21 protein-coding genes are annotated in these 23,668 nt (G+C 51.5%); 7 read left to right on the top strand and 14 right to left on the bottom strand.

The window, feature by feature from the left end; all coding sequences use genetic code 11:
• Positions 1-3: 3 nt before the first annotated feature.
• Positions 4-1,068 (bottom strand): ABC transporter permease, encoded by a 1,065-nt coding sequence (locus BUC02_RS10505; RefSeq protein WP_073322351.1) that lies wholly within the window; start codon positions 1,066-1,068, stop codon positions 4-6.
• Between the two features lie 93 nt (positions 1,069-1,161).
• Positions 1,162-2,331, bottom strand: coding sequence for a GTPase HflX (gene hflX / locus BUC02_RS10500; RefSeq protein WP_073322349.1), 1,170 nt, complete (start codon positions 2,329-2,331; stop codon positions 1,162-1,164).
• Between the two features lie 59 nt (positions 2,332-2,390).
• On the opposite strand from hflX, the gene BUC02_RS10495 reads away from it, so the two are divergent.
• The 3 genes from BUC02_RS10495 (at position 2,391) to BUC02_RS10485 (ending at position 7,235) form a co-directional block, all read left to right on the top strand.
• Positions 2,391-4,967 (top strand): hybrid sensor histidine kinase/response regulator, encoded by a 2,577-nt coding sequence (locus tag BUC02_RS10495; RefSeq protein WP_083564565.1) that lies wholly within the window; start codon positions 2,391-2,393, stop codon positions 4,965-4,967.
• A 28-nt stretch (positions 4,968-4,995) separates the two neighbouring features.
• Entirely contained in the window at positions 4,996-6,075 is a 1,080-nt protein-coding gene (locus BUC02_RS10490; RefSeq protein ID WP_073322345.1) for an ABC transporter permease, read from the top strand.
• Between the two features lie 143 nt (positions 6,076-6,218).
• On the top strand, positions 6,219-7,235 hold the full coding sequence (locus BUC02_RS10485; RefSeq protein WP_073322343.1) for an ABC transporter ATP-binding protein: 1,017 nt from the start codon (positions 6,219-6,221) through the stop codon (positions 7,233-7,235).
• Between the two features lie 118 nt (positions 7,236-7,353).
• Here the strand turns inward: BUC02_RS10485 and BUC02_RS10480 are convergent, their stop codons facing one another.
• Both BUC02_RS10480 and BUC02_RS10475 read right to left on the bottom strand, forming a co-directional pair.
• Positions 7,354-8,055, bottom strand: a complete 702-nt coding sequence (locus tag BUC02_RS10480) for an SIR2 family NAD-dependent protein deacylase (protein WP_073322341.1) — start codon at positions 8,053-8,055, stop codon at positions 7,354-7,356.
• Positions 8,052-9,440, bottom strand: coding sequence for a M20/M25/M40 family metallo-hydrolase (locus tag BUC02_RS10475; protein WP_254794193.1), 1,389 nt, complete (start codon positions 9,438-9,440; stop codon positions 8,052-8,054). Before BUC02_RS10475 ends, BUC02_RS10480 begins: the two co-directional genes overlap by 4 nt.
• A 107-nt stretch (positions 9,441-9,547) precedes the next feature.
• Between BUC02_RS10475 and BUC02_RS10470 the strand changes: the two genes are divergently transcribed.
• Positions 9,548-10,735 carry a beta/alpha barrel domain-containing protein gene (locus tag BUC02_RS10470; protein WP_073322339.1) on the top strand — a complete coding sequence of 396 codons (1,188 nt, stop codon included), beginning with the start codon at positions 9,548-9,550 and terminating at the stop codon, positions 10,733-10,735.
• Between the two features lie 120 nt (positions 10,736-10,855).
• The gene (locus BUC02_RS10465; protein WP_254794192.1) at positions 10,856-11,590 is read left to right on the top strand and encodes a thioredoxin-like domain-containing protein; all 735 of its coding nucleotides are present in this window, start codon (positions 10,856-10,858) and stop codon (positions 11,588-11,590) included.
• Here the strand turns inward: BUC02_RS10465 and BUC02_RS10460 are convergent, their stop codons facing one another.
• A complete protein-coding gene (locus tag BUC02_RS10460) occupies positions 11,591-11,944 on the bottom strand; it encodes a hypothetical protein (RefSeq protein ID WP_073322509.1) in 354 nt (117 codons plus the stop codon).
• 74 nt (positions 11,945-12,018) lie between these two features.
• Here BUC02_RS10460 and BUC02_RS10455 point away from each other — a divergent pair, with 74 nt between their 5' ends.
• A complete protein-coding gene (locus tag BUC02_RS10455; RefSeq protein ID WP_139261112.1) occupies positions 12,019-12,510 on the top strand; it encodes a hypothetical protein in 492 nt (163 codons plus the stop codon).
• A gap of 29 nt (positions 12,511-12,539) precedes the next feature.
• Here BUC02_RS10455 and BUC02_RS10450 read toward each other — a convergent pair whose 3' ends face one another.
• The 6 genes from BUC02_RS10450 to BUC02_RS10425 all read right to left on the bottom strand — a co-directional run bounded on the left by BUC02_RS10450 (position 12,540) and on the right by BUC02_RS10425 (position 20,146).
• Entirely contained in the window at positions 12,540-13,784 is a 1,245-nt protein-coding gene (locus BUC02_RS10450; protein WP_073322334.1) for an SUMF1/EgtB/PvdO family nonheme iron enzyme, read from the bottom strand.
• 81 nt (positions 13,785-13,865) lie between these two features.
• Complete coding sequence (gene cdaA / locus BUC02_RS10445; protein ID WP_073322332.1) at positions 13,866-14,705, bottom strand: diadenylate cyclase CdaA; 840 nt, start codon at positions 14,703-14,705, stop codon at positions 13,866-13,868.
• Positions 14,702-15,574, bottom strand: a complete 873-nt coding sequence (gene folP, locus BUC02_RS10440; protein ID WP_073322330.1) for a dihydropteroate synthase — start codon at positions 15,572-15,574, stop codon at positions 14,702-14,704. The genes cdaA and folP overlap by 4 nt, the downstream gene beginning before the upstream one ends.
• Positions 15,574-17,715, bottom strand: coding sequence for an ATP-dependent zinc metalloprotease FtsH (ftsH, locus tag BUC02_RS10435; protein ID WP_073322328.1), 2,142 nt, complete (start codon positions 17,713-17,715; stop codon positions 15,574-15,576). Before ftsH ends, folP begins: the two co-directional genes overlap by 1 nt.
• Positions 17,716-17,732: 17 nt before the next feature.
• Positions 17,733-18,977, bottom strand: a complete 1,245-nt coding sequence (locus BUC02_RS10430; protein WP_073322326.1) for a tRNA lysidine(34) synthetase — start codon at positions 18,975-18,977, stop codon at positions 17,733-17,735.
• Positions 18,974-20,146 (bottom strand): hypothetical protein, encoded by a 1,173-nt coding sequence (locus tag BUC02_RS10425; protein ID WP_139261111.1) that lies wholly within the window; start codon positions 20,144-20,146, stop codon positions 18,974-18,976. The genes BUC02_RS10430 and BUC02_RS10425 overlap by 4 nt, the downstream gene beginning before the upstream one ends.
• Positions 20,147-20,203: 57 nt before the next feature.
• Here BUC02_RS10425 and BUC02_RS10420 point away from each other — a divergent pair, with 57 nt between their 5' ends.
• Positions 20,204-20,443 carry a hypothetical protein gene (locus tag BUC02_RS10420; RefSeq protein ID WP_073322322.1) on the top strand — a complete coding sequence of 80 codons (240 nt, stop codon included), beginning with the start codon at positions 20,204-20,206 and terminating at the stop codon, positions 20,441-20,443.
• Here the strand turns inward: BUC02_RS10420 and BUC02_RS10415 are convergent.
• From BUC02_RS10415 to BUC02_RS10405, 3 genes are all read right to left on the bottom strand, one after another.
• Positions 20,416-21,732, bottom strand: coding sequence for a histidine-type phosphatase (locus BUC02_RS10415; protein WP_139261110.1), 1,317 nt, complete (start codon positions 21,730-21,732; stop codon positions 20,416-20,418). The two genes, BUC02_RS10420 and BUC02_RS10415, sit on opposite strands and share 28 nt — an antisense overlap.
• A gap of 120 nt (positions 21,733-21,852) precedes the next feature.
• Positions 21,853-22,203, bottom strand: coding sequence for a phosphoribosyl-AMP cyclohydrolase (hisI, locus tag BUC02_RS10410; protein WP_073322318.1), 351 nt, complete (start codon positions 22,201-22,203; stop codon positions 21,853-21,855).
• Between the two features lie 97 nt (positions 22,204-22,300).
• Entirely contained in the window at positions 22,301-23,581 is a 1,281-nt protein-coding gene (locus BUC02_RS10405; RefSeq protein WP_073322316.1) for a glutamate-5-semialdehyde dehydrogenase, read from the bottom strand.
• Positions 23,582-23,668: the final 87 nt, after the last annotated feature.

Raw genomic sequence — 23,668 nt, 5'->3', positions numbered from 1 at the left:
CCCCTAGTAGAATATAAAGCTGAACGCGCAGTCTGCGACGATGATGGCAGAAATCGAAACCACGACGCTGGAGGTTGTTGCGAGGCCCACCGCTTCGGCACCGCCTTCGGCGTTTAAGCCCTTGTTGCAAGAAATCAGCGTGACTAGCCAACCGAATGCGATGGATTTGACCGTGCTCTTTAAGAAAAGAATCGGCGGAATCCCGTCGCGGATAGACTGGAAGTAGTTCGCAAACGAAATATCAAAGAAAAAGTAGCCAATCAGGAAACCGGCAAGGCAGCCCGCGATGCCTGCGCAGAAGGCAAGAATCGGCGTGCAGATGGTCATCGCGATAAAGCGGGGGACCACCAGGTACTGCACAGGCGAAATTGCCATGGTCTTGATGGCCTTGATTTCTTCGCAGACGGACATGTTTGCAATTTCTGCCGCGATGGAGCTGCCGGAACGCCCCGCCAAGATAATCGTCGTGAGTAGCGGGCTGATTTCTGCAAAAATCAGGTAGCCAAGCCCCGAGGCGAGGTAAGAACCGCCGCCCACGGCCTTGAGCATGAACGAACTCTGGAGCGCCATGGTGAAGCAGATGAGGGCGACCATCAGAAAGCAGATGCCCGTGGCTTCGGTGCCGAGCATAAAGACCTGCTTGGCGGTGCCGCCGAACTTGCTGCGCCCTTTGTCGAAAGGACCGCAGATCATCCAGTAGATGCACATGTTCAAGAGGATGAACACCTCGGCAACTTCCTTGGCGATGATTGCGGTCTTTGCACCGATGGCATCGAGGAAGTTGCTGTAGCCGGTCTTGACTTTTTCGGGAATTTTTTCTTTCTTGAGCGCCCTGAGCTGCGCCTTGATTTCTTCGCTAAAGTGGGCGAGCGTGAGCTTGTTGCCGGTCTTTTCGCTTAAGTCGGCGAGGAGCGCAAAGAATGCATCGCCGCTGTAGTCCATGCGCGTGAGGGAAGAACCGTCGATGTTCAGCGGCTCCTTGTAGAGCGTGCGCCTGCACTCCCGCAACAATTCTTTGCTGTTTGCGGCCGTAAGGGTGGCGGGGAGTGTAATCGTTCTTCCTTCCATTAAGGCCAAATCTAGAAAATCGGTAAAATTTGTGTTACTTTTTTTGCTTTTTTACGACGAAAAGCCTTATAATGAAGATAATTCGCTGTTCGTTTACTCTTTCCAGGGAGCTTCGCTGCGTTCCTTCTCTTTCTGTTCGTGGGCTTCGCGCTTTTTGTGCCAGGCGGCGAGCTGATCCTTGAAGGTTTCCTTGAGACGTTCCATGCCGATGTTTTCGCGGGCGCTCACCTGGATTGCCTCGGGATAATTCTCGCGGAGTTCCGTACGGCGTGCCTCGTCGCAGATTTCGGCCTTGTTGAATACGCGGATACGTGGCGTCTCGGAACTGATGATGCCTTCGAGCGTTCGGTGCGTGACTTCGAGGTGCTCGCGGTAATCGGGCGCAGAACCGTCAACGACTTCCAAAATGCAGTCTGCATGGGCGGCCACGCCGAGCGTACTCTTGAAGGTTTCGATTAAGTTGTGCGGAAGTTTGCGGATAAAACCGACTGTGTCTGACAAAATGATGTTTTCGCCGTCCAAATAGAGTTTTCGTGTGGTACTGTCGAGGGTGGCGAACAGCTTGTCTTCTACGTATACATCGGCGCCGGTCAAGCGGTTGGTCAGCGTAGACTTGCCCGCGTTCGTGTAGCCCACGATCCCGATGTGGAAAATATCGTTTCGGTTTTCGGCCTGGCTTTCGCGGGCGTCCTCGATTTTTTCAAGTTTCTTTTTGAGTTCCTGGATGCGTTTACGGATCATGCGGCGGTCGGTTTCGAGCTGCGTTTCGCCAGGGCCCTTGGTGCCGATACCTCCATTGTGCTGGCGGCAAAGGTGAGTCCATGCGCCAGTGAGGCGTGGCATCATGTACTGTAACTGCGCCACTTCGACCATCAAGCGGCTTTCGGCGGTAATGGCATGCTTTGCAAAAATGTCGAGAATAAGGCCGGTTCTGTCGAGAACCTTGATTCCAGGGAGTCTCTGCTCCAGGTTACGAACTTGCGAGCCCGAAAGATCGTCATCGAAAACGACCATCTTGGCGTCTTGTTCTTCGAGGGCGCGCTTGACTTCGTTTACCTTGCCTTCGCCAATGAGCGTTGCCGGACTGAAATTCTGCACTCGTTGTAAAAAACTCTGCACGACTTCGGCACCTGCAGTTTCAGCAAGTCTTCCAAGTTCTGCAAGCTGTTCGGTAGCAAGCCAAGGACGCACTTTGGGTGTAGAAATCCCGACAAGAATGCAGCGTTCTTTTTGTGGCTTGTGTTCAATGGTCAAATCCTTCATACGAGCTACATATTAGAAAAAACTTTTTGTTATAATTGCTGTATACAATTTGATTTGCCATGAAAAAGTTAAAGTTAAAACGTTGGATGCCTTTAAGCCCAGCCATTATCGCGGTTGCGATTGCGGTGGTTATTCTTGTTGTTGTTTATGCCTTGATTGCTCGCGAAGCCTATTTTAAGCAGGTCGAAGAATCGATTGTGCAAGATACGCGTCGCATGTCTTCGGAACTGACTGAAAAACTGAAATACGCAAAAAGCAGTATTAAACTAGTTTCTCATTCCGTGTCCAAGAAAATGGATGGCCCGGAACTTCGTCGTCCGGAATCGGCGTTCTTGTCGATGATGGACGAGGTCCCTTTTTCAAGGATTGAGTATATTCGTAAAGACGGCCTAAAGCTTTCTTACGACGAGGAACCGATAGATGTTTCTGAAAGTGATTTTTTCCGTCAGGGAATCATGGGGAGGTCTGGTGTTTGGATCGATTACAAAGCCAAAACCTTCAGTGAATCTAAAATCAACGTATATACCCCTCTTTATTACAACAATTCCGTGATCGGCGTAATTTCCGGAATCTTGGGTGGCCAAAAAGACCTTTTGCCCTTGCTCAAGAATACGGTGAATGGGGAATCTACGGTGGCGCTTGTATGTGACGGCGAACTGCACATAATCACGTCAAACATTGTCGAGAACGATTACGGAAAATCTTTTGAAGAGCGTGCCCAGGATTTTTTCACGGCGGATATTTTTGACATGTTCAAAAAGAATGCCGTTCTCAAGGAACCGAAGGCTTTCAGGTTTACTACGGAATATGGTACGTCGATTGCATGCGTTATGCCGGCAAACGAACTGGGGTGGTTCGTGGTACAAATGGTGCCTTACCATGTGCTGACTAGTGTAACCAAGATTATTATTCTAAAGTCTTTCTTTGCGCTCTTCTTTGTCCTGCTCTTCTTTATCATCTATATCCATTCGGTTTACCGTACCAATCGTCGCTTGCGTAGCGAATTAGAAGGTAAGCACCTGAACGTCATCAATGCGCTTACGGATTCATATGGGAGTGCCTTCGTCATTGATTCCAAGACCGGTCAAAGCGAAAGCTATTGCATTAACGAGAATGTATCGCGCTATATGCAAGACGCTTTCGACAAGTCTCCGCATTATGACCAACTGACGTCTCTATACGTTAATCGCATGGTGCTGCTTGAAGATCGCCCGCTTTTTGACCGCGTTATCAACTTGGAACGCCTAAATCACGAATTTCTGAAGCATAACCGTTTTGAGTTCATTTACCGCATTTCCAGAGGCGGTGTTGTTCATTACATGCAGGTTCACTATGTCAAGCCCTCCAAGGATCGCCCGGAATTTGTCATGGGTATCAAGCTTGTCGATGAATCCATGAATGCCGAACTTGAAAAACGCAAGGAACTGAACGAACAGCGCGTGGCGCTTGTGAAGGCGCTCGACCGCGCACAACGTGCCGACAAGGCGAAGTCGAACTTCTTGTTCAATATTAGCCATGACATTCGAACTCCGATGAATGCGATTCTTGGCTATGGAATTCTTGCCCAAAAGTATTTGCTGAACTTGAACTTGCCCGAAGCTCAATCTTCGATGCTGAATTACTACATGAGGGGGATTCAGTCGGCAGGCACGCTTTTGCTCGATATGATCAATTCGGTCTTGAACCTTACGACAATCGAATCGGGCTACGAAAAACTTGAAGAACACCCGGTATTGACCGCTACGCTAAGCGAAGACCTGATAACGACTTTTGAACAGACTGCTAGGCAAAAGAGTGTCATGCTGCAGGTTTCTCGCAATATCAAGTCCCGCTGCGTGTATGTGGATAAGGTCAAGTTCCACCAGATTCTCTTGAATATCGTGAGCAACGCCATCAAGTACACCCGCGCGGGCGGACTTGTCCGTATTTCGCTACGCGACTTGCCGCACGAAACTCCGGGAATGTGCTACATCGAAATGATTGTCGAAGATACGGGCGTGGGCATTTCGGAAGAATTCCTGCCGAAGGTCTTTGAACTTTTTGAACGTGAGCAGAGTGCGCTTACCCGCGGTATCGATGGCACCGGCCTTGGACTGAGTATCGTTAAAAAGCTAGTCGACTTGATGCGCGGAACAGTGAAGATTACAAGTCGAGTGGGCGAGGGTACCCGAGTCGTGGTTGTAACTCCGCACCAGATTGCCGATGACCAGATAGAAGAAACTCCTGTCGAGGAATCTCCGTTTAAGAAATCCCTTGCAGGAAAGCGAATCCTGGTGGCCGATGATGACCCGCAAACGATTGAAATCGTTTCGAGCATGCTTGAAACAGTCAATGCCGATGTCGTCAGTGTCAATACCGGTAACGACTGCTATCGAAAAATCGATATGTCTCCGGCAGGTTCGTTCGATGTCGTGCTGATGGATGTAAAGATGCCTAAGGGCGACGGCCTAGAAACGACTGCTCGAATTCGTAAAATGGAGGATCGCCGCAAGTCGAGATTGCCTATTATCGCCTTGTCGGCAAGTGCATTTGAAGAAGAAAAACAGACTGCTTTTGATGCCGGCGTCAATGGATACGTGACAAAACCGATCGATTTCGCGCAATTGTTCGCGTTGATTATGCGGTTGTTGAAGTAATGGAATTGCCTTTTAATAAATTTGTTGCATGAAAATTCGCCTGACACAAGAAACCTTGAATCGCCTGAAACGCTTCCGTAAGAACAAGCGGGCTTTCTGGTCGCTTGTGGTGCTTGTGGTGGCGTACCTGTTGTCGCTCACGAGCCCTTGGACCGTTAACGACGAACCGCTTCTGATGCGCTACCAGGGAAAGACGTATTTTCCGGCGTTTGTCCGCTATAGTGATGCGGATTTTGGCGGAGAATACCAGACTGAAGCCGATTACGGCAAGTTGTTTGCCGCGGTGCGAGAATGCGAGGAAGATGCCGCCGAGGGCTTTACGCGTGCCGGAGGCTGCCCCGAAATCTGGACGATTATGCCCCCGATTGCGCACGACCCGCTAAAGGCGGACTTGAGCGAAGACGGAACGCCGCCCTTTGCTCCCAGTGCAAGACATTGGCTTGGAACCGACAGCAATGGCCGCGATGTGCTGGCTCGTCTGATTCATGGGTTCCGCATTTGCATTAGCTTTAGCCTGCTTTTGACGGTGCTGGGAACCTTCCTGGGCATTGTGATTGGCGGTATTCAAGGTTATCTTGGCAAGTTCTGGGACACGGGTATGCAGCGCTTTATCGAAATCTGGTCGTCGCTCCCGATGCTTTACGTGGTGATTTTGATCGGCAGTATTTATGGCCGTAGCTTCTGGCTTTTGATTTTGATTATGGCCGCCTTCAACTGGATTTCGCTGAGTTACTACATGCGTGCGGAATTCTTGAAGTTGCGCGGTATGACTTACGTGCAATCGGCCAAGGTCTTGGGCATGGGGCATCGCCATATATTCTTCAAGGAAATCTTGCCGAATGCAATGACGCCTGTGGTCACGTTGTTCCCGTTTACGCTGATTGGCGGAATCGGTAGCCTGACTTCGTTGGATTTTTTGGGCTTTGGCCTGCAACCGCCAACACCTAGCTGGGGTGAACTCATGAGCCAGGGGCTCAACAACCTTTATGCGCCGTGGATTTCTGTAAGCACGGTGGCTGCTTTGTTCATCACGCTGCTCCTCACTACGTTCGTAGGCGAAGGCGTGCGAGATGCAATGGATCCGAAGTCGGGAGACCGATATGTTTAGTATGATTCGACTGAAGGATCCATGCCAAGCGAGAACGACTCGTATTGACGAGTCGTGGAAGCGCGGAGCAATTGACGCTGTATTCTCAAATATGCATAAGTCAATTGCGGAGTCTTGTGTAGATCCTAAATCAGGGGATCGATATGTCTAATTCTTTGCCGGTTTTGCAGGTGCGCGATCTCTCGGTGGCTTTCGGTTTTGACAAGAAGGGCAAACCCCGCGAAGGCGTTAAGCCGTTGCAGGTGACAGACAAGGTCTCGTTCAAAATCAGTCAGGGCGAATTCTTTGCGCTGGTGGGCGAGTCCGGTTGCGGAAAGAGTGTGACGGCCATGAGCATTCTGCGCTTGTTGCCGCAACCGAGCGCGCAAATTGTCGAAGGCTCGGTGTTGTATCGCGCAGACGAAAATGCATCGCCGGTGGATCTCGCGAAGTTGCCGCTTGCAGACTTGCAAAAAGTCCGCGGCTCCGAAATCGCATGCATCTTTCAGGAACCCATGCAGGCCTTGAATCCTGTACTGACCATCAAGAAGCAACTGTTGGAGGTTTTCAAGTTCTGCGGCATCAAGGGCGATAGTCTTGCAACTATCCGCGAAATGCTTGCATCGGCAGGCTTCAAGGATATCGACCGTGTGCTGAATTCGTATCCGCATGAACTTTCGGGCGGCATGTTGCAACGTGTATGCATTGTGATGGCTCTGCTTTCTAAACCCAAGCTCATTATCGCCGACGAACCGACGACAGCTCTCGACGTTACGGTGCAGGCACAGGTGCTTGCAGTACTCAAGGATATGGCGAACCGCACAGGGACTGCAGTGCTCTTGATTACGCACAATATGGGAATCGTGTCGCAATATGCAGACCGCGTCGCGGTCATGTACGCCGGGCGTATTGTTGAAACAGGTGCCGTTCGCGACGTGATTGATTCTCCGATGCACCCGTACACGCAAGGGTTGCTGGCAGCCATTCCCGAGAACCACAGCGATATGCGAACAATGAAGTCTATTCCAGGCTCGGTGCCGCATCCGCGTGATTTTGCAAAGGGATGCCGCTTTGCGGACCGCTGCGAAAAATGCACCGAACAGTGCCGCAGCGAAGTTGTTCCGCCAAAACAAAAAGCTCCGGGCTCTTCGAACCACGAAGCAAATTGTTTTATGATTTGATTGAATTTTTTGTCACACGAATTCGAAAAAGCTAACGCTTTTTCAAAAAAAGTCTTAAATAGATTTTACGTTAGTAAAATCCCAATCGTGAGGCTCCAAAAGAATCTTGTTTCCGGGATTACTTGAATTCCTTGCACCACTTGGGCACAATTTCTGTCGCCTTGCCCTCCACAAAAACATCGGTGTACGGGTCGCTTGTCGGAACTTCCAAGTTCAAACAAGTCACCTTTGCGCCAAAACTTTTCGCAAAACTCTTGAAACCGGCGGCGGGGTAGACCACGCTACTCGTGCCAATGTACACGAATTCCTTGCAATGCCTTAGGGCGTCCTGGATTTCTTCCATGTAAAGAGGCTGCTCGCCAAAGAAAACGATATCCGGGCGGCTCATGCCACCACAGAACGGACAGCGCGTATCCAGCGTTTCTTCGCCCTCGAAAATGAATTCATGCTTCGGATTTTTTTCGCAAGTAAGACGCATCAAGTCGCCGTGCATATGCAATACGCGCTTGGATCCCGCGCGCTCATGCAAGTTGTCTACGTTCTGGGTCACGAGCAAAAAGTCCTCGCCCAGGCGTTCTTCAAGTTCTGCAAGCGCAAAGTGGGCGGCGTTCGGTTCGTGCTCCTTCAGTCCCTTGCGTAAGAAGTTGTAGAAATCCTTCACACGCTTCTTGTCGCGGTAGTAGCCTTCGGGCGTGCACACGTCGTCAATGTTTTCGTGCTCCCACATGCCGTCGTTGCCGCGGAAGGTGCGCAGTCCTGATTCAGCGCTGATGCCTGCACCAGTTAAAACGACAAGTCTTGGAAATTTGGTAGAACTCATTCGCAGATTCCTCCAAAGAAAAGGGTTTCGGCGACAATGCCGTGTTCAAAGTCGGGCAAGTAGAGGCTTTCGTTTTCGCCATGGGCATTGCATTCGGGGTCTTCGAGGCCCGTGAGCAAAATAGGAATGTCGCCGAAGGTGTTGCGGAATAGCTCTGCGCCCGGGATGCTAGCACCGCAACCAATAAACTTGGTCTCGGCACCGTAGGCATTCGCCATCGATTCGCTCATCTTTTTGAAGAAAGGGTGGGCGGTATCGGTCACAAAGGGGTTTGCGCCATCTTCGGTAGTGATGCTGCATTGCAGGCCGTAGGGGACTTGCGCCTGCAAGAATTCCACCAGTTGCTGGGTCGCTACGTCGGCATTCATGCCCGGGGCGAGTCGAATACCAATGCGTGCGTAAGCGCTGTTCTGCAAAACGTTTCCGGCGTTCGTGCGGTTGCCGACTTCGATTGCGGTCACCACAATCGAGGGCCTGCGCCACAGCGACAAGAGAATTTCGTCTTCGGGCACTTTCAGTTTGACGCTTTCCAGAATGCCGCCGTCGTTTCTGAAAATCTTTTCGGTCATGCCGAGGCTCTTGTAAGAGGCTAGTTCTGCTTCGGTCGGCGGCACCAGGGTGTCTTCGAAATTCGGAATTAAGATGTTGCCCTTGCCGTCGGTAAGGCTTGCGATCATGCGGCAAAGCACTTGACCGGGGTCAGGAATCGGGCCCGACCAGCTTCCGGAATGGAGCGGAGCCTTGGTTGCCTTGAGTTCCACGTTCACCGCACTCATGCCGCGGAGCGTCGTCGTAATCGAGGGCGTTCCCTTGGCGAAGTTTCCGAGGTCTGCTACAATCACGGCGTCGCATTTCAGGAGTTCGGCGTTCTTCTTCAAAATGACTTCAAATCCGGCACTTCCGGATTCTTCTTCGCCTTCAATCAAAAACTTGAGATTCGGACCGTCGTTCTTTTTCCAGGCGCGAACCTGTTCAAGGGCGGCCAGGTGGGTCACGATGCCCGCTTTGTCGTCGGCGGTGCCGCGGCCATAGAGTCGGTCGCCTTGGTGGCTTGCTTCAAAGGGCTTGGTGTTCCAAAGAGCTTCGCGCATGGGGGGCTGTACGTCGTGGTGAGCGTACAAAAGCACTGTCGGCTTGTCGGGGCTGGTCAAGCTTTCGCCGTATACAGACGGGCGACCGCTTGGCGGCAGCAAAAATTGCACGTTGGTTAGTCCTGCGTCCAAAAAAAGCTGCTTCACGGCTTCTGCGGATTCTAGCACGTATTTTTGGTCAAAATTGTCAAAACTAATGGAGGGAATACTCACCAGATCGCTTAAGGTCTTGATGTATTCCGGCATTTTCGTGTGTATTGCCGAGACAATAGAATCAATCATTTTCTGTTCCATTTTTAGCCCTCTTTCGCCTAAACAAAATAGAAAACGAATTCCCAAATGGTCGCCCAAGGGTGATATTTTCTATTTTTTTGATATAAGTTTCGGCAAAAGGAATTCCCATGTCTTTCAACTGCGTGAATCACGAATATTACCTGAACTTTGGCGACCGTGTTTTGGCGCTCATTCGCCGCATTTTTCACAAATATCCCGAATTCCGCCACGATTCTTTGAAACATGCAGCCCGGTTTGCCCCCTACATTCCTTTTATGGGTGGTCGCCCCGACTTGAGCAAGACTCTCAAGCGCGTTATCTCATTCCCGGACCACAGCAATTCCCTGTACCTCGGTTGCCCCATCATTTTGGCGGCCGGAGCCAACAAGACTGCCAAGCGCATTTGCGATTATGCGAATATGGGCTTTGGTGGTATTACGGTTGGGACTGCGACCCGCAGGTTCCGTGAGGGCAATACGCACCGCCCGCGTATCGGTTTTTTGGAAAAAGACCGTGCTATCCATAATAGCATGGGCCTGAACAATGAAGGCGTCGAAGTCATCGCTCGTCGTGCCGACGAACAGCTGACCAAGGCCCACAAGGTCGGTCTTTGCGTAGGTGTGTCCGTGGCTGAAACTCCGGGCCTCACCGATGACGAAGAAAAGCTGAAGGACTTGCTCGAAAGTTTCGCTATCGCCTACAAGGCCGGCGACTTTATCGAAATCAATTTGAGCTGCCCCAATACCGGCGAATCCCGTGTGGACATGGACTTGTCGCTGACCGAACGTATTTTCGGTGAAATCATGAAGTACCGTAATGCGCAGGCCATCCGTAAGGCCGTGTATGCCAAGATTAGCCCGGACCTGTCGGAACGTCACCTGGTAAACGTGATGGACATGATTGTTCGTACGGGCGTGAACGGCGTGGTGGTGGGCAATACTTACCCGACCAAGAAGATTAGCGAGCTCCCGGTTGAAACCAAGTTCGAAGACTTGACTCCGCTTCGCGCCGATGGTGACTGCGGTGGCATGTCGGGCAGGCCGCTCTACGAAAACATGATGTGGAATGTAACCTACATCCGCAAGCATTACCCCCAGATTAGCGTGATTGCCTGTGGTGGCATTGACCACGGATTCAAGATTTTTGACTTGATCAAGTTGGGTGTCGATGCTGTGGAATGCTATTCGGTGGTGGCCTTCCGCTGGATGGCGGCACATGCCATGCGTAAGGAACTTGAAGCGGCCCTATTTGAAACGGGCTACAAGACGCTTGCGGACTACGACGACCACAACCCCAAGCAAACCAAAGCCGTTTAGATCACTCAGAACACTAGAGCAATGTGAAATGTGTAATGTGTAATTGATTTCCTCATTTCACATTTCTCATCTCACATCTTTCATAAAATGAAACCATTATTTCGTAATATTGTTTTCGCTTTGCTTCTTGCAACAGGACTCTCCTATGCGGTTCCCTGGCTGGGAGTTACCTTTAAAAAGGCGAGTTTCGAAAATCACCTCGCCTTGAACGTTATCGGCGTGCATCCGGAATCGGGCTGCTTTACGGCGGGCATGGTTGCGGGCGACCAGATTATTGGCGTCGAAGGTCAAACGCTTACTGGCATGGCGCAGATCCAGTCGGCGGTTGCTGGCCACAAGGCCGGGCAAAAGGTCAAAATCGAAATCGTGCGCGAGGGTAAAAAGAAAACGCTGACGGTCGCCCTCACAGAACGTCCCGACGATATCAGCAGTCTCACGGGCTCCGCCATCGGCAGTAAAATCGCCAAGTTTGGCGAAAACTTCTACAAGAACGGTGAAAAGCGTAAGGCAAAACCGAAGGCCACCTTGCTTGATTTTTGGGCTACCTGGTGCGGACCTTGCCGCAAGACGCTCCCGGTGCTGGCAAACATCTATAAAAAGTACAGCGACAAGGGGGTCGAAATCATCGGTATTGCAGACGAATCTGTAGACGTGCTGAATGATTTCTACGCTCACCAGCATGCGTCGCCGTATCCGCTTTATCGTGACGCCAAAAAAGAAATGTGGATGCGCTATGGCATCCACGCTGTTCCGACACTCATGCTGTTAGATAAAGATGGTTACATCAAGCGGGTCTGGAGCGGAGCTCCGACCGAATACATGATTGAACAAATCCTGAAGGACGTTCTGGATTAATTATTCAATAGCCGCTTTTTTCTGAGAAGCGAAGATATCTTCGTATTCTTCTTTGCTGATGCGGGCGTAACCCGTGGTAATGCCGCCGAATTCATAGTAAGCGGAGTCACCCTTCACGCTCATGCAGTATGGCATGTCAAGTGTATTCTTGCCGCAAAGCTTGCCTTCTTGAATGGTGGCGGAGAGGTCACCGTTTACGTTGCGAATCGTAAAGTCCTGGTTGTTTTCACTCAAGACTTCAAAAATCATATTGGCTTCGCCCTTCCAGCAGCCAGTATAGTTGGCGTTGTCGCCGCAGCCGAAAAGGAACATCGAGGAAATAAGAGATGCGGAAATAAGAATAACTTTCTTCATGCCCATAAAATAGTATTTTTGAAAGCACTGAAATGCAATTTTTTGTTAAACATTTGTATTTGCTTGCTCCAATATTGGCGATTCTAGTCTTATTTGGGGTATACCGACTCATTAAGGCCAATGATCGACCGATTCCGCATTACGAGCCCAAACAGGTCGAAGACACTTGGTCTGCCGAAGAATACATGCGCCATTTGAACCTGAAACCCTTCAACCAGCGCGAAGTCCATCGCTTGTTGCTTAAGCGTACTCGCCAGAAAGAAGGAGTTTATCTGGAAAGCTTGCTTCCGGTCATGGATACTGCTGGTCTAGAAATCATTCGCTGCTACCATAAAGTGATGGGTGATGATTACGTGCCTGTGATTACTAGCGGAAACGATTACCCTTACCACAAGAAAAATTCAAAGCATTACAAGAATGCGGCGATGGATTTCCGTATTGTCGATATGCCTATGGACAAGCGCCGTCAGGTTGTAGAAATGGCCCAAGATAAACTCGGGCCGCGATTCAAGGTGCTCTGGGAAAAAGGTGAAATGGAGCACCTGCATGTGGAGATGACGGAATAATTCCGAACTCCGAATTCTGAAATCCGAATTTACTTACAGCACCTGAACCCTACGTTCGGGTACTGGTTCTGCGGGTAGAAACTGAACTTGTTGTCGGTGCACTTGCTTTCGTTGTTGGTGTTCCAGGCACCGCCAGCGACTAAGTACATGTTCGGGTGATCCTTGCTCGTAGTCGAAGTCCATTCCCAAAGGTTCCCGTTCATGTCGTACATGCCGTACCAGCTGCGGCACTGTTCCTTACGACCGCTGCGCTTGGCTGCCTTGGTGTTGGTGTTGCACTTGTTCTGCTTGTAGCTGTCGCCGTAGCTGTAGCGCGTGTTGTCCTTGCTCTTGCAAGCGGCCTGCCATTCGGCGAGGCTGCAGAGGTGCTTGCCCTCTTGCTGGCACAAACTTGCGGCCTGTTCCTGGCTCACCATGTCGCGGGGGAGTTCGTCGGCCTTGTTCGGGTATTCGTAGGCGTCTACGCAAACGGTCTTGCCTCCGAGCGGAACGGGGTAGGCGTTCTTGCCGCAAACGTTGTCGCTGGCCATGTCGTACTTGGCTTCTTCCCAAGCGGAGCGGTTCCCCACGGAGTCCACGGCGTAGAAGAATACGCTTCCGGTCTTGTTGTATTCAATGGCCTTGCCCGCTTCTTGGGCGTGGAGCGTATCGCCAATGGAGAGGAATGTCTTGCACTTGATTTCTTCGCACTTGACCTTGAGCTTGATGGGGTCGTAGTAGCGGCCTGCAGGCGGTGCGATTTCAGCGACCGGTGGCACCTGGTCGGCAGCGCGGATGCTGTCTTGAATGCGCTTCTTTTCGAGAGAGTCGGCTTTGGCTTTTTCGATGACGGCCAAGGAATCGGCGATGCGCTGCAAGCTGTCTGCGCGGGCTTTGTCGATTGCGGCGAGACTGTCCTTGATGTGATTCAGGCTGTCGCGCACGTGACGGATGCTGTCGCGGTTCACATTGTTCTGGAGTGCGGCCAGAGAATCAGCAATGCGCAGACTATCGGCGATGCGTGCGCTGTCTGCGCTGAGTCTTGCCAGGGAGTCCGCCATGCGGATGCTGTCGGCGCGGGCCTGTTCCAAGGCGCGCAAGCTATCAAGCGTGTGGCGGCGCTGCATTTCAAGAGCGGTTTCCTGTTCCTTGGCCAGGGCGTCTTGCTTGATCTGGTCCAGGTGACACTGCACAATAAAAAGGGTTACAAGCAAAAGGAACATCAACACGAGAATCGCGATGTTCTTCTTTTTGCGGCGAGATTTTACCTGATCTTCTGTTTCGTTATTATTCATAAAAATCCTTTAAACCAATTACCTACAACCAACTTCCTACAGTCTTCCGTCAACCGTCTACTGTCTACTTCCTACTTCCTACTACCCTGCCTTTTCTTCTGCAATTTCGGCCTTAGCCGACTCACGCACGTCGTTAAAGAGTTCGCCCCAGTGGCGGATAATTTCTTGCTTGAGTTCAGCAACGCTGATGTTTCGGCGCAGCGTGTTACGGTAGGCGATAGAAATATAGCCCGTTTCTTCGGACACCACGATCACGAGGGCGTCGCATTCGGCAGCCAATGCCTTGGCGGCGCGGTGGCGCATGCCGTAGCCCGCTTCTTTTTCGGCGTTACCCGTGGGCATGGGCAAAATACAGCCGGCGGCAATAATGCGCTTGGTGTTCATGATGACTGCACCATCGTGCAAAGCGGAATTCGGGAAGAAGAGGGCGCGCAAAAGTCTAGAACTGATTCGGGCGTCCAAGATTTCACCGGTGTCGGCGTAGTTACGCAGGCCCACGCGCTTTTCAAGCACAATCAGGGCTCCCGTGTGCGTTTTTGCCAAGTCCTGGCAGGCGCTAGCGATTGTCTTGGTGATTTCGTCGAGACCGCTGGAATGGAAAAATAGGTTGTGAAAGTCGAGCTTACTGGCGGCCTGACCGATACGGGTGAGGGCGCTTCGAATTTCGGGCTGGAAAAGAATCACAAGCGCGATAATACCGAGGGTTGCAAGGTTACTGATAAGCCATACGACGGTATGGAGTTCCCACCATTGCGCAATAATCCAGGCAAGAATCAGCAACAGGCCGCCGAAAATCATCTGGGCGGCGCGGGTGCCGCGGAACAGCAAGAAGATGTAGTAAATGATAATCGAAATCAGGAGCACGTCCAGAATATCTGCCGGACGCACATCGATAATCCCGAATAGCTTAAACAGAATCATGTTCTCAGAGCCTCCAAATAAAGCAGAGATTCCTTGGCCTCTTTCACGTCATGCACGCGAATGCAGCTGGCGCCACCGAGTACGGCAACGATTCCTGCCGTAACGGTCGGAATCAGACGGTCGCTATTTTCGAGGCCGGGCATTTTACCAATATAGGACTTGCGCGAGGTCCCGATGAGAACGGGGTAGCCGTCTTTCAGGAATTCTTCAGTCGATTTCATCAAGTCGATGTTGTCCTGCGCCGTTTTTCCGAATCCGATGCCCGGGTCGATGCAAATTTTTTCGCGCTCGACGCCTAGGTCCAAAAGCTTTTTCACCTGCGACAAGAGTTCTTCGCGGACTTCCTGTACCACGTTCGTGTACGGTTTGAAGTCCTGCTGCATGGTGCCGAAGTTTCCGCGGATGTGGTTGAGTACCACGGCGGCCTTGGTGTCAGCGACGGTCTGGAGCATGTTCGGGTCCATGGCGCAGGCGCTGATGTCGTTGATGATGTGCGCGCCGAGCTTCATAGTCTCTGCTGCAACCTTCGCTTTGACCGTATCGACCGAGATGTAGAATTCGCGTTCCTTGGCGAGTTTGGCGAGGCGTTCCACCACGGGGCACACGCGGTCCAGTTCCTCTTGCAGGCTGACTGGTGCGCTTCCCGGGCGGCTGCTTTCGCCACCGATGTCCAAGATTTCAGCGCCTTGCTCCAGGAGCATTAGGGCGTGTTCGTAAGCGGCGTCAGGCTTGTTGTGCTTGCCGCCATCAAAAAAACTGTCCGGAGTCACATTCACGATACCCATGATCAGCGGGGTCTTGCAAGGCAGAACCTTGTTGCCGATTTTCCATGGGAGAGAGCGGCTATGATCCAGAACTTCTTTGAACATTACGAATTTTCCTGTTTTGCGTCTTCAGAGGATTTCAGCGTTTCGGTATGGGCGTCATCGCTTGCCGGAGTCGTTCCGGCGGCGGGCGCGGGCTTGATTTCGGCTACGGGTGCATCAGTGACCGGTGCTACCGGCGGCTGTTTGCCCGGGTCAGGAGGCGGCGTATTTTCGCGCTTCTTCTTTTCTTCCATTTCTTCGAGCGCCTTGTACTGGCGACTCTTCTTGGTGCCGGTCAGTTTCTCTCCAGCCATTACGCGGTCAATTTCTTCGCGGTCGAGCACTTCGAATTCAAACAGCGCTTCGGCGAGGTCGATGAGTTTGTCCTTGTTCTCTTCGATGAGTTTCTTGGCGGCCTGGTTCAGACGCTTGATGAGGTTGTTCACCGCATTGTCGATCTTTTCGGCCATCATTTCGGACATTTCCTTCGGCTTGCTAATTTCGCGGCCGAGGAACACTTCGCCGTCGGTGCGGCTGTAGCAGACCGGCCCGATTTCGTCGTCGAAACCCCATTCTGTGACCATCTTGCGGGCAAGTTCGGTAGCGCGCTGAATGTCGTTGCTGGCTCCCGTGCTCTGGTGGTTGAAGAAGATGAGTTCGGCGAGGCGGCCAGACATCATGATCATGATGCGTTCTTCGGCGTATTCGCGGCTATAGCTCACCTGGTCGCGTTCGGGCAGACTCATGGTCACGCCGAGGGCGCGCCCGCGCGGAATAATCGTAATCTTGTGGAGCGGGTCAGAATGCTTGCACAAGAGCGTCATCAAAGCGTGGCCTGCTTCGTGGTAAGCGGTGTGGCGCTTTTCTTCGTCGGTCATTAAGAGCGTGCGGCGCTCGGCACCCATGCTGAGCTTGTCGCGGGCTTCTTCAAAGTCGAGCATCGTGACTTTCTTGTTGTTGAAGCGTGCGGCAAGGAGGGCTGCTTCGTTCACCAGGTTTTCGAGGTCTGCACCTGCAAGACCAGGAGTTCCCTTGGCAACGGCTTTCACGTCCACGTCGTCGGCCAGCGGCACCTTGCGCTTTTTCAGGTGCACCTTCAAGATTTCTTCGCGGCCCTTCAGGTCGGGGAGTCCCACCACAATCTGGCGGTCAAAGCGACCCGGGCGCAGCAATGCCTTGTCGAGCACGTCGGGGCGGTTCGTTGCGGCAATCAAAATCACGCCTTCGTTGGCGGTAAATCCGTCCATTTCCACCAGCAATTGGTTCAAAGTCTGTTCGCGTTCATCGTGACCGCCACCGAGACCAGCACCACGCTGGCGACCGACGGCGTCGATTTCGTCGATGAACAGAATGCACGGGGCGTTCTTCTTGCCGGTTTCAAAGAGGTCGCGCACGCGGCTTGCGCCTACGCCCACGAACATTTCCACAAAGTCCGAACCGGACATGCTAAAGAATGGTACTCCTGCTTCGCCTGCAACTGCACGGGCCAAAAGCGTCTTACCGGTACCCGGAGGGCCAACCAGCAAAGCGCCCTTCGGAATGCGTCCGCCGAGGGCATCGAATTTCTTCGGGTCCTTCAGGAATTCCACGAGTTCCTGCAAGTCCTGCTTGGCTTCGTCGCAGCCGGCCACGTCGTTAAAGGTGGTCTTTTGCTTACCGTTCAACTGTTTTGCCTGGCTCTTGCCAAAGCTAAACGGACCCTTGCCGCCGCCACCCATCTGGCGGTTCATCATCAGGTAGAAGAATACAATCAGGAGAATCGCGGGCAGAAACGCGACAATCGTATCGAGCCAGGTGCTGGATTCGTGAATGACCTTGACTTTGACGCCCTTGTACATTTCCCAGGCGGTAATTTGGTCGTTGCTGACTTCCAGCATGTGGCTGCGGAAGGCTTTCGTATTGCCGTTGTCGGCCGATTTGGTGAAACGGGCGAGCGCGCTCTGGCTCTTTTTCGCTTCGGCCTTTTCTTCGGCACTCATTTCGCGTTTACCTTCGATAATCACGCCATCGGGGGTCTTTTGCAGGGTGAGTTCGGTAATCACCTTGGTGGAGTCACCCATCATGGCCAAAAATTCGGTGCGCGTAATGTCCGATTCGCCATCTTTCCCGGCGAGCGGGAACATGACGAACAACAAAAGAATCATCACCAGTAAAATGATAAAGTTCTTGCTACGGTAGGGAGGGGTCGGTTTTCCTTGACTCATAAAATCCTTTTATACGTTCACTTGCAAGATACAAATTTTAGGGCTGCCTCGACGCTTTCAAATTCGCAAATCAAGACGGTTGAGCCCTTTTTGGCGATAGCTCGCTTGCGGTAAGCGGCTCGTACGGGAATTTTAACATGGGCGGGCTCCGTTTGGCTGTAAAAGAAGCCAATCGGAAAGCGGAATCCCTGTTCCGAAAGCCACAAACGAAACATTTCGGAAAGGTCGGCATTGGAGTGGGCGAGTAAGATTTTGCGGAGAGCCTTCTTGTTCAAAGCGATGATGGTATGAGGTGTGAGGTCGGTCGCTTCGCTCCCTTTGAGGTGTGTGAATGGAGCCGTGTCACCCTGACCCTGAACTTGTTTCAGGGGAAGGGTCTCTTGAAACATCGCGTCGCATTCTTCAATTACTTTCGCATACGCCTTATCGGCAAGCCTGGCAACCTTGCAAAGTTGCATTGTTGCCCCTGGGTTGGTTTCTTCCAGGTGGGGGAGGTATTCGTGCCGCACCTTGTTCCGTGCAAATTTTACGTCAGTGTTGCTTTCGTCTTCGCACCAGGTGAGATTGTTTTCGCGAGCATACGCAAGAAGCTCCGCCCGAGTCGTGTTTAGCAAAGGACGGTAGATAAAATGTGTAATGTGTGGTGCGTAATGTGTAGTGATCTCTTTTTCATTCCACATTTCACACTCCACATCGAACAATTCTCTTGTTTCTTGGATTCCTCTGAGTCCCGCAAGGGTCGTGCCGCGGCGGAGTCGCATGTACATGGTTTCTGCCTGGTCGCCTGCATGGTGCGCCGTGACGATAGCGATAGAGGTATGTGGTATGGGGTCGGTCGCTTCGCTCCCTTTGAGGTATGGGGTGTGAGGTGTTGGGTGTGAGGTGTGTGGCGTGTCATCCTGGAGCCTCGCAGAGGCGATAGGATCCAAGGCAATCTCAACTAATGCTTTGTACCTTGCATCTCTCGCGTTTTCTTCGAGCGAACCCTCGGCACTTTTCAGCGCCTCGCCGTCCAGCTTCTTCAAGAAAAATGGAACGTTATACTTGCGGGCGAATGCTTCGACAAATTCAGCGTCGCGGTCCGCCGTTCCTTCGCGCAGCCCGTGATGCACATGTGCAATCCCCAGCCATTCGATGCCAAGTGCTTCGCGGTTAGCGATGAAATAATGCGCGAGGCAAATAGAATCTAGACCGCCCGAAACCGCAAGCAACAGGCGCTTGAAACCATGACGGCGAATATTTTGCGTTAAATCAAAACTCAATTAAATAGGTTCTCTAGGCAGGAGTCAAATTCTTCTTGATTGCCTTTTGTGTAAGCTGAGACATATCCATCAAAATCATGTATTTCAAGATAGGGAAGATATTCTTCGGAACAGTATTTTGACGATTTAACAGGGGTGCGTTCAGATGTTAAAATGCATTCTTTTTTGTCTGTTGACAAGGCTATTTTTGTAGATATTGTTTCGTGGTTGTTTATAACTTTGGTAGCTATTTCGTCAATAGATATGATTCCCTTGTCACGAATGTTTATTAAAGTCTTTGCTCCAGAGGAATCTATGGTGATACCATTTTCTGCATATTTTGTGGATCGTTCTGCAGAATTCAGGTCCTCGAAATATCCTAGATCAATGTGTGTGATTTTTCCGATAATTTCGAATATATTTTTGTCCTTTGATTGGTTGATGGAGTGAATGTTGTAGATGGTATCCGTAGTAATAATTCTTTTGAAATTATGTGGGCAATCAGATGTTCCACTGTTTAAATTAAGATAACACAGATATTCCCATTCTCCATTAATAGTATTGTTTTGACCATAATAAGTCTCTCTAAGTTGTAAGTCTTCATAATTTCCTGTAAGTGCTTTATATAGTTTTATAAGAGAATTTGTAAGAGTGTCTTTTGAAATGTCATAGAAATAGGCGTAATCGGACAAATTGGGGTTGGTTGAAAAAGTTCCATTACGATAAGTACATCTAGGTTCAGTTGTGTAAAAATATGGTTTGCCGTCTAGTTCACCGAATGTTGGAATTTGTTTTATGACGAGTTCATCATCGTTGAAGTTGTAAGTTGACTCGTTGATTGTCGACGAAGAAGATTCAGTTTCGCTGACAGAGGAACTTGTTTCTTGGATACTTGAAGAAAAATCTTGAGACTGTGTTTCATCCTTACTGCTAGAGGAACTGGCTTCTTGAACGCTAGACGATGATTCCCCCTTGTCGCTAGAAGAACTTGCTTCTTGAACGCTTGAAGAAGAATTCTGTTCTTTCTTTTTTTCAGAAGACGAACTGACGATTTCCTCGTCCGTAGACGATTCGATAGAGGTTTCTTCCGAAGAAGATGAAAGTTCATTGTCGTTGGCTGACGAAGAATTGTCGTCACCGCAAGCGACCATCAGTAGGGCGGAAAATAGAATGCAATATGCTTTTTTCATATCAATCCTTTATATATCCTAAAAAATAATTTATATTTACCCCCTAAGGAGGCCGTTATGGCTAAAAACAGAACGAAAGCGGCGGGCAAGGTTGCCGATGCCGCAACAGAAAGCGCAAGAATGCGAGCGCTACGCATAGACGGCTCCCAGAACGGAGCCTCATTACGGACAAGAATCGTCCGCGACAAGACGAAGTACACCAGAACCCTTAAACACAAAAAATCCCTCGCCGATGCGGGGGATTTCCCTTTTATACAGGCTGTCGCGGGTTATTTGCCCGCTGCAATCTTGCCGTAAAATGCGCGGATGTCTTCCCAGCGGTAATAAGGCGCTGCGGGGCAGTTCTTTATTGTCGCTGAATCGCATGTCACGGGCAGCTTTTGCTCGATTTCGTTGAGCATCACTTTCACTAAAATCGGGGCGCCCTTCTTGCTGGACTTGTAGAATACGAGCTGTACGTTGGCGGCCATCGGGCTGATTTCATAGTCGCGCCAGACCTTGTGCAGGTTTTCCATGTCGGCGGTTTCGATGCCGGTATTCATCGAACCGTTTTCTAGTTGCAACAATACGGCGAACGGGAAAATGACAGTGTCATGCCCGAAACGGAGTGTGGCCGTGGTCTTTTTGGCGGGCTTTGCTGCAGTCTTGTCGGCCTTTGTCGTGTCGGCGGCAATCACCTTGTCGGCTTCGTCCAAAACGTTTTTCAGGAGCGGACGTGCGTTTTCGAGCCCCTGCTTTTTGGCGAATGGATTGTTGCCCAGCACGCTGTACCACCAGGCGTTCTGTGCATGCCAGCGAGCGGCGAGATCCTCGTCTGTCCACAGGTCGTCAAAGCTGAAATCGATTTCGGGGCTCCCTTGCAGGCTGTTGCCGATTTCATAAATCTTGCTGAAGAGGTCGCCTGCGTCTACATTCTTCTTGATGTAGTTGGAATCGTTGAAAATCGTGCGCATCATGCGAGTCGGATTCACGTGGCTGTAGAGTTTTTCGTTTTCTTTTTGCCATGCGGGTGTGTTCGATTCGCCGATGATTTTCCCGAAGTCGAGCGGGCTGATGAAGCTCATCAGGTACTTGCCCGATTCCTGGTGAATTTCGACCTTGGGCTTTTGCGCATGCAATTCTTCGAGGAACGCGGCCATGCTCACCACGCAGCGCACACTGGTGCTGGCGTAGGCTTCGATGTAGGCGTTGTTCTTGAACAGTTCGGGGAAGTTCTTCACCATGCGCTTCGCGATTCCCTGATGCTGGGCCACGCCGAGCTGGGTCAAGTCGCCTGCACGCGGGGCGGCATATTTGTCCAGGAACTTGGCGCGTTCAAGCAGACTCTTGCCGAGGTCCGTGAGCTTGCCTGCGGAATCGGCTTTTGCGAGCGTATTGTACAGCGCATGATAGTGGTCGGCCGGCTGGTGGAATCGGCTGCCGTGCCTGCCGTAATGGCTCAGGTAGAAAGGCTTGTAACCTGCGGGTGCCTTGGTGTATTTAGCTGTCGGAGTGGGGTAGGCGTAATAGTTGCTGCCCATCTGGTGACGGTCCTGGGCGATTCCTGAAATCGCCATTGTGAGCAACAGCGCGAGAATTTTTTTCATACTGCTAACCACCTGTTATTGGTGTGGAATGTGAAATGAGGAATGTGAAGTTTCCCATCTCACATCGCACACTACACGTTACACATTGCGGCAACGCCGCTTACATTTCACCTGATTGTCTTACTTTTCGCACGTCTTGAAGAAGCAGCTGCGAGCGCCCGTGTGGCAGGCGACTTGCGGGCCCTGCATGCGGACCTTAAAGAGCAATGCGTCAGAGTCGCAGTCGGCAGCCCATTCCACTACGGTCATCACGTTGCCGCTGGTGTCGCCCTTGTGCCAGTATTCCTTGCGGCTGCGGCTCCAGAACACCATTTCGCCGCATTCGTGCGTGCGGCGGAGGGCTTCCTCGTTCATCCAGGCCATCATGAGTACGTCACCCTTGTCGGCGTCCTGCACAATTGCCGGCGCAAGTGCAACACCGTCCACGACCACTTCAAACTTAATTTCTTTGATTAAATCTTCAAATTTCATAACTAGTTAGCAGTTCTTGTTTATTAAAGGAGATTCCCGCCTTCGCGGAAATGACATTTTATTCCCAAAATCCGAACTCTGAAATCCGAATTCCGAATTATCCTCTCACCTGCCCATTCCCGCGCAAGACCCACTTGTAGGTGCAAAGGCTTTCCACGCCCATGGGGCCGCGGGCGTGCAACTTGTCAGTCGAAATGCCCACTTCGGCACCGAGGCCGTATTCGCCACCGTCGGCGAAGCGGGTGCTCGCGTTCACCATCACGCTGCTGCTGTCCACGTTCGCCACGAAGTAGTCCTGCACGCTCGTGTCTTCGGCGACTACCGCTTCAGTGTGACGGCTGCTGTTCTTTTCGATGTGGTCGCAGGCCTCGGCCACGTTGTCCACGAACTTGACGCTTGCCTTGAGGGCCAGGTATTCGTGGTGGTAATTGCTGTCATCGCCGATGTCCTTGATACGGCTGTCGTGGCTCTGGGCGTCCTTATTGCCGAAGAGTTCCACGCCACGGTCGGCGAGGCAATCAATGAGTTTCTTGACGGTTGCCGCGTCAATGTGGCGGTCAATAATCACGCATTCCATGGCGTTGCACACGCCGGTGCGCTGCGTCTTGGCGTTAATCAGAATGTTCACCGCCTTGTCCATATCGGCGGACTTGTCCACATACACGTGGCAGATGCCGTTGAAGTGCTTGATCACGGGAATCTTGCTCTGTTCCACCACGGCGCGAATCAGGCGTTCGCCGCCGCGGGGAATCACTAGATCGATACAGTCGTTACGCTGCAAAAGCATGCCCACCAAGTCGTGGCTCGTTTCTGTCACGAGTTGCACGGCGTCTTCGTCAATGCCGTTTTCGGCGAGGGCTTCGTGGAAAATGCCGGCGAGGCACTTGGCGGAATTCAGCGATTCCTTGCCACCGCGCAAAATTACGGCGTTGCCCGCCTTAAAACAAAGGCATGCGCCGTCAATCGTCACATTCGGGCGGCTTTCGAAAATGAAGAACACGGAACCGATAGGCACGGCCACGCGGCTAATCTTGATTCCGTTCTTCAGTTCGCGGCTTTCCAGCACCCGGTTCAGAGGGTCGGTAAAGGCGGCAATTTCTTCGGCCCCCTTGGCCATGGCCTCGATGCGGGCGTCGTTCAATGTCAAACGGTCCATCTTGGCGTCGTCCAGCTTTCCGGCGGCGGCTTCCAGGTCCAATTTGTTTGCAGCAAGGATTTCCGGCTTACGGTCGCGCAGAATCTGGGCGACGCGGTTCAGCACGGCGCTACGCTTTTCGCCCGGGAGGGTACGGAGCGCCTTGCTTGCCTTCTGGGCGTTTTTGGCCAGAAGGTCGGAGTATTCTTCCAAGTTGGAATATTTCAAATTGGAGCAAGTCATAAGCCGTTTTTATCCTTTTTTGTGCAATCCATGTGGATGTATAAATTGTTTTACATTGTAAAACTTGATTTTCATCACATTGGAGTA

It is taken from the genome of Fibrobacter sp. UWOV1, from assembly GCF_900142495.1.
GTDB lineage: Bacteria > Fibrobacterota > Fibrobacteria > Fibrobacterales > Fibrobacteraceae > Fibrobacter.
Note: the sequence above shows the minus strand (reverse complement) of the source record. Positions and strands in the feature narration are given on the sequence as shown.

Bases quoted from the DNA above. Each gene is read 5' to 3' on its own strand.
- BUC02_RS10420 (WP_073322322.1), top strand. From the start codon at position 20,204: ATGGCTAAAAACAGAACGAAAGCGGCGGGCAAGGTTGCCGATGCCGCA.
- BUC02_RS10425 (WP_139261111.1), bottom strand. From the start codon at position 20,146: ATGAAAAAAGCATATTGCATTCTATTTTCCGCCCTACTGATGGTCGCT.
- cdaA (WP_073322332.1), bottom strand. From the start codon at position 14,705: ATGATTCTGTTTAAGCTATTCGGGATTATCGATGTGCGTCCGGCAGAT.
- BUC02_RS10405 (WP_073322316.1), bottom strand. From the start codon at position 23,581: ATGACTTGCTCCAATTTGAAATATTCCAACTTGGAAGAATACTCCGAC.
- BUC02_RS10470 (WP_073322339.1), top strand. From the start codon at position 9,548: ATGTCTTTCAACTGCGTGAATCACGAATATTACCTGAACTTTGGCGAC.
- BUC02_RS10475 (WP_254794193.1), bottom strand. From the start codon at position 9,440: ATGGAACAGAAAATGATTGATTCTATTGTCTCGGCAATACACACGAAA.
- BUC02_RS10415 (WP_139261110.1), bottom strand. From the start codon at position 21,732: ATGAAAAAAATTCTCGCGCTGTTGCTCACAATGGCGATTTCAGGAATC.
- BUC02_RS10490 (WP_073322345.1), top strand. From the start codon at position 4,996: ATGAAAATTCGCCTGACACAAGAAACCTTGAATCGCCTGAAACGCTTC.
- BUC02_RS10480 (WP_073322341.1), bottom strand. From the start codon at position 8,055: ATGAGTTCTACCAAATTTCCAAGACTTGTCGTTTTAACTGGTGCAGGC.
- BUC02_RS10450 (WP_073322334.1), bottom strand. From the start codon at position 13,784: ATGAATAATAACGAAACAGAAGATCAGGTAAAATCTCGCCGCAAAAAG.
- BUC02_RS10505 (WP_073322351.1), bottom strand. From the start codon at position 1,068: ATGGAAGGAAGAACGATTACACTCCCCGCCACCCTTACGGCCGCAAAC.
- BUC02_RS10460 (WP_073322509.1), bottom strand. From the start codon at position 11,944: ATGAAGAAAGTTATTCTTATTTCCGCATCTCTTATTTCCTCGATGTTC.
- BUC02_RS10495 (WP_083564565.1), top strand. From the start codon at position 2,391: ATGAAAAAGTTAAAGTTAAAACGTTGGATGCCTTTAAGCCCAGCCATT.
- ftsH (WP_073322328.1), bottom strand. From the start codon at position 17,715: ATGAGTCAAGGAAAACCGACCCCTCCCTACCGTAGCAAGAACTTTATC.
- hflX (WP_073322349.1), bottom strand. From the start codon at position 2,331: ATGAAGGATTTGACCATTGAACACAAGCCACAAAAAGAACGCTGCATT.
- BUC02_RS10485 (WP_073322343.1), top strand. From the start codon at position 6,219: ATGTCTAATTCTTTGCCGGTTTTGCAGGTGCGCGATCTCTCGGTGGCT.
- folP (WP_073322330.1), bottom strand. From the start codon at position 15,574: ATGTTCAAAGAAGTTCTGGATCATAGCCGCTCTCTCCCATGGAAAATC.
- hisI (WP_073322318.1), bottom strand. From the start codon at position 22,203: ATGAAATTTGAAGATTTAATCAAAGAAATTAAGTTTGAAGTGGTCGTG.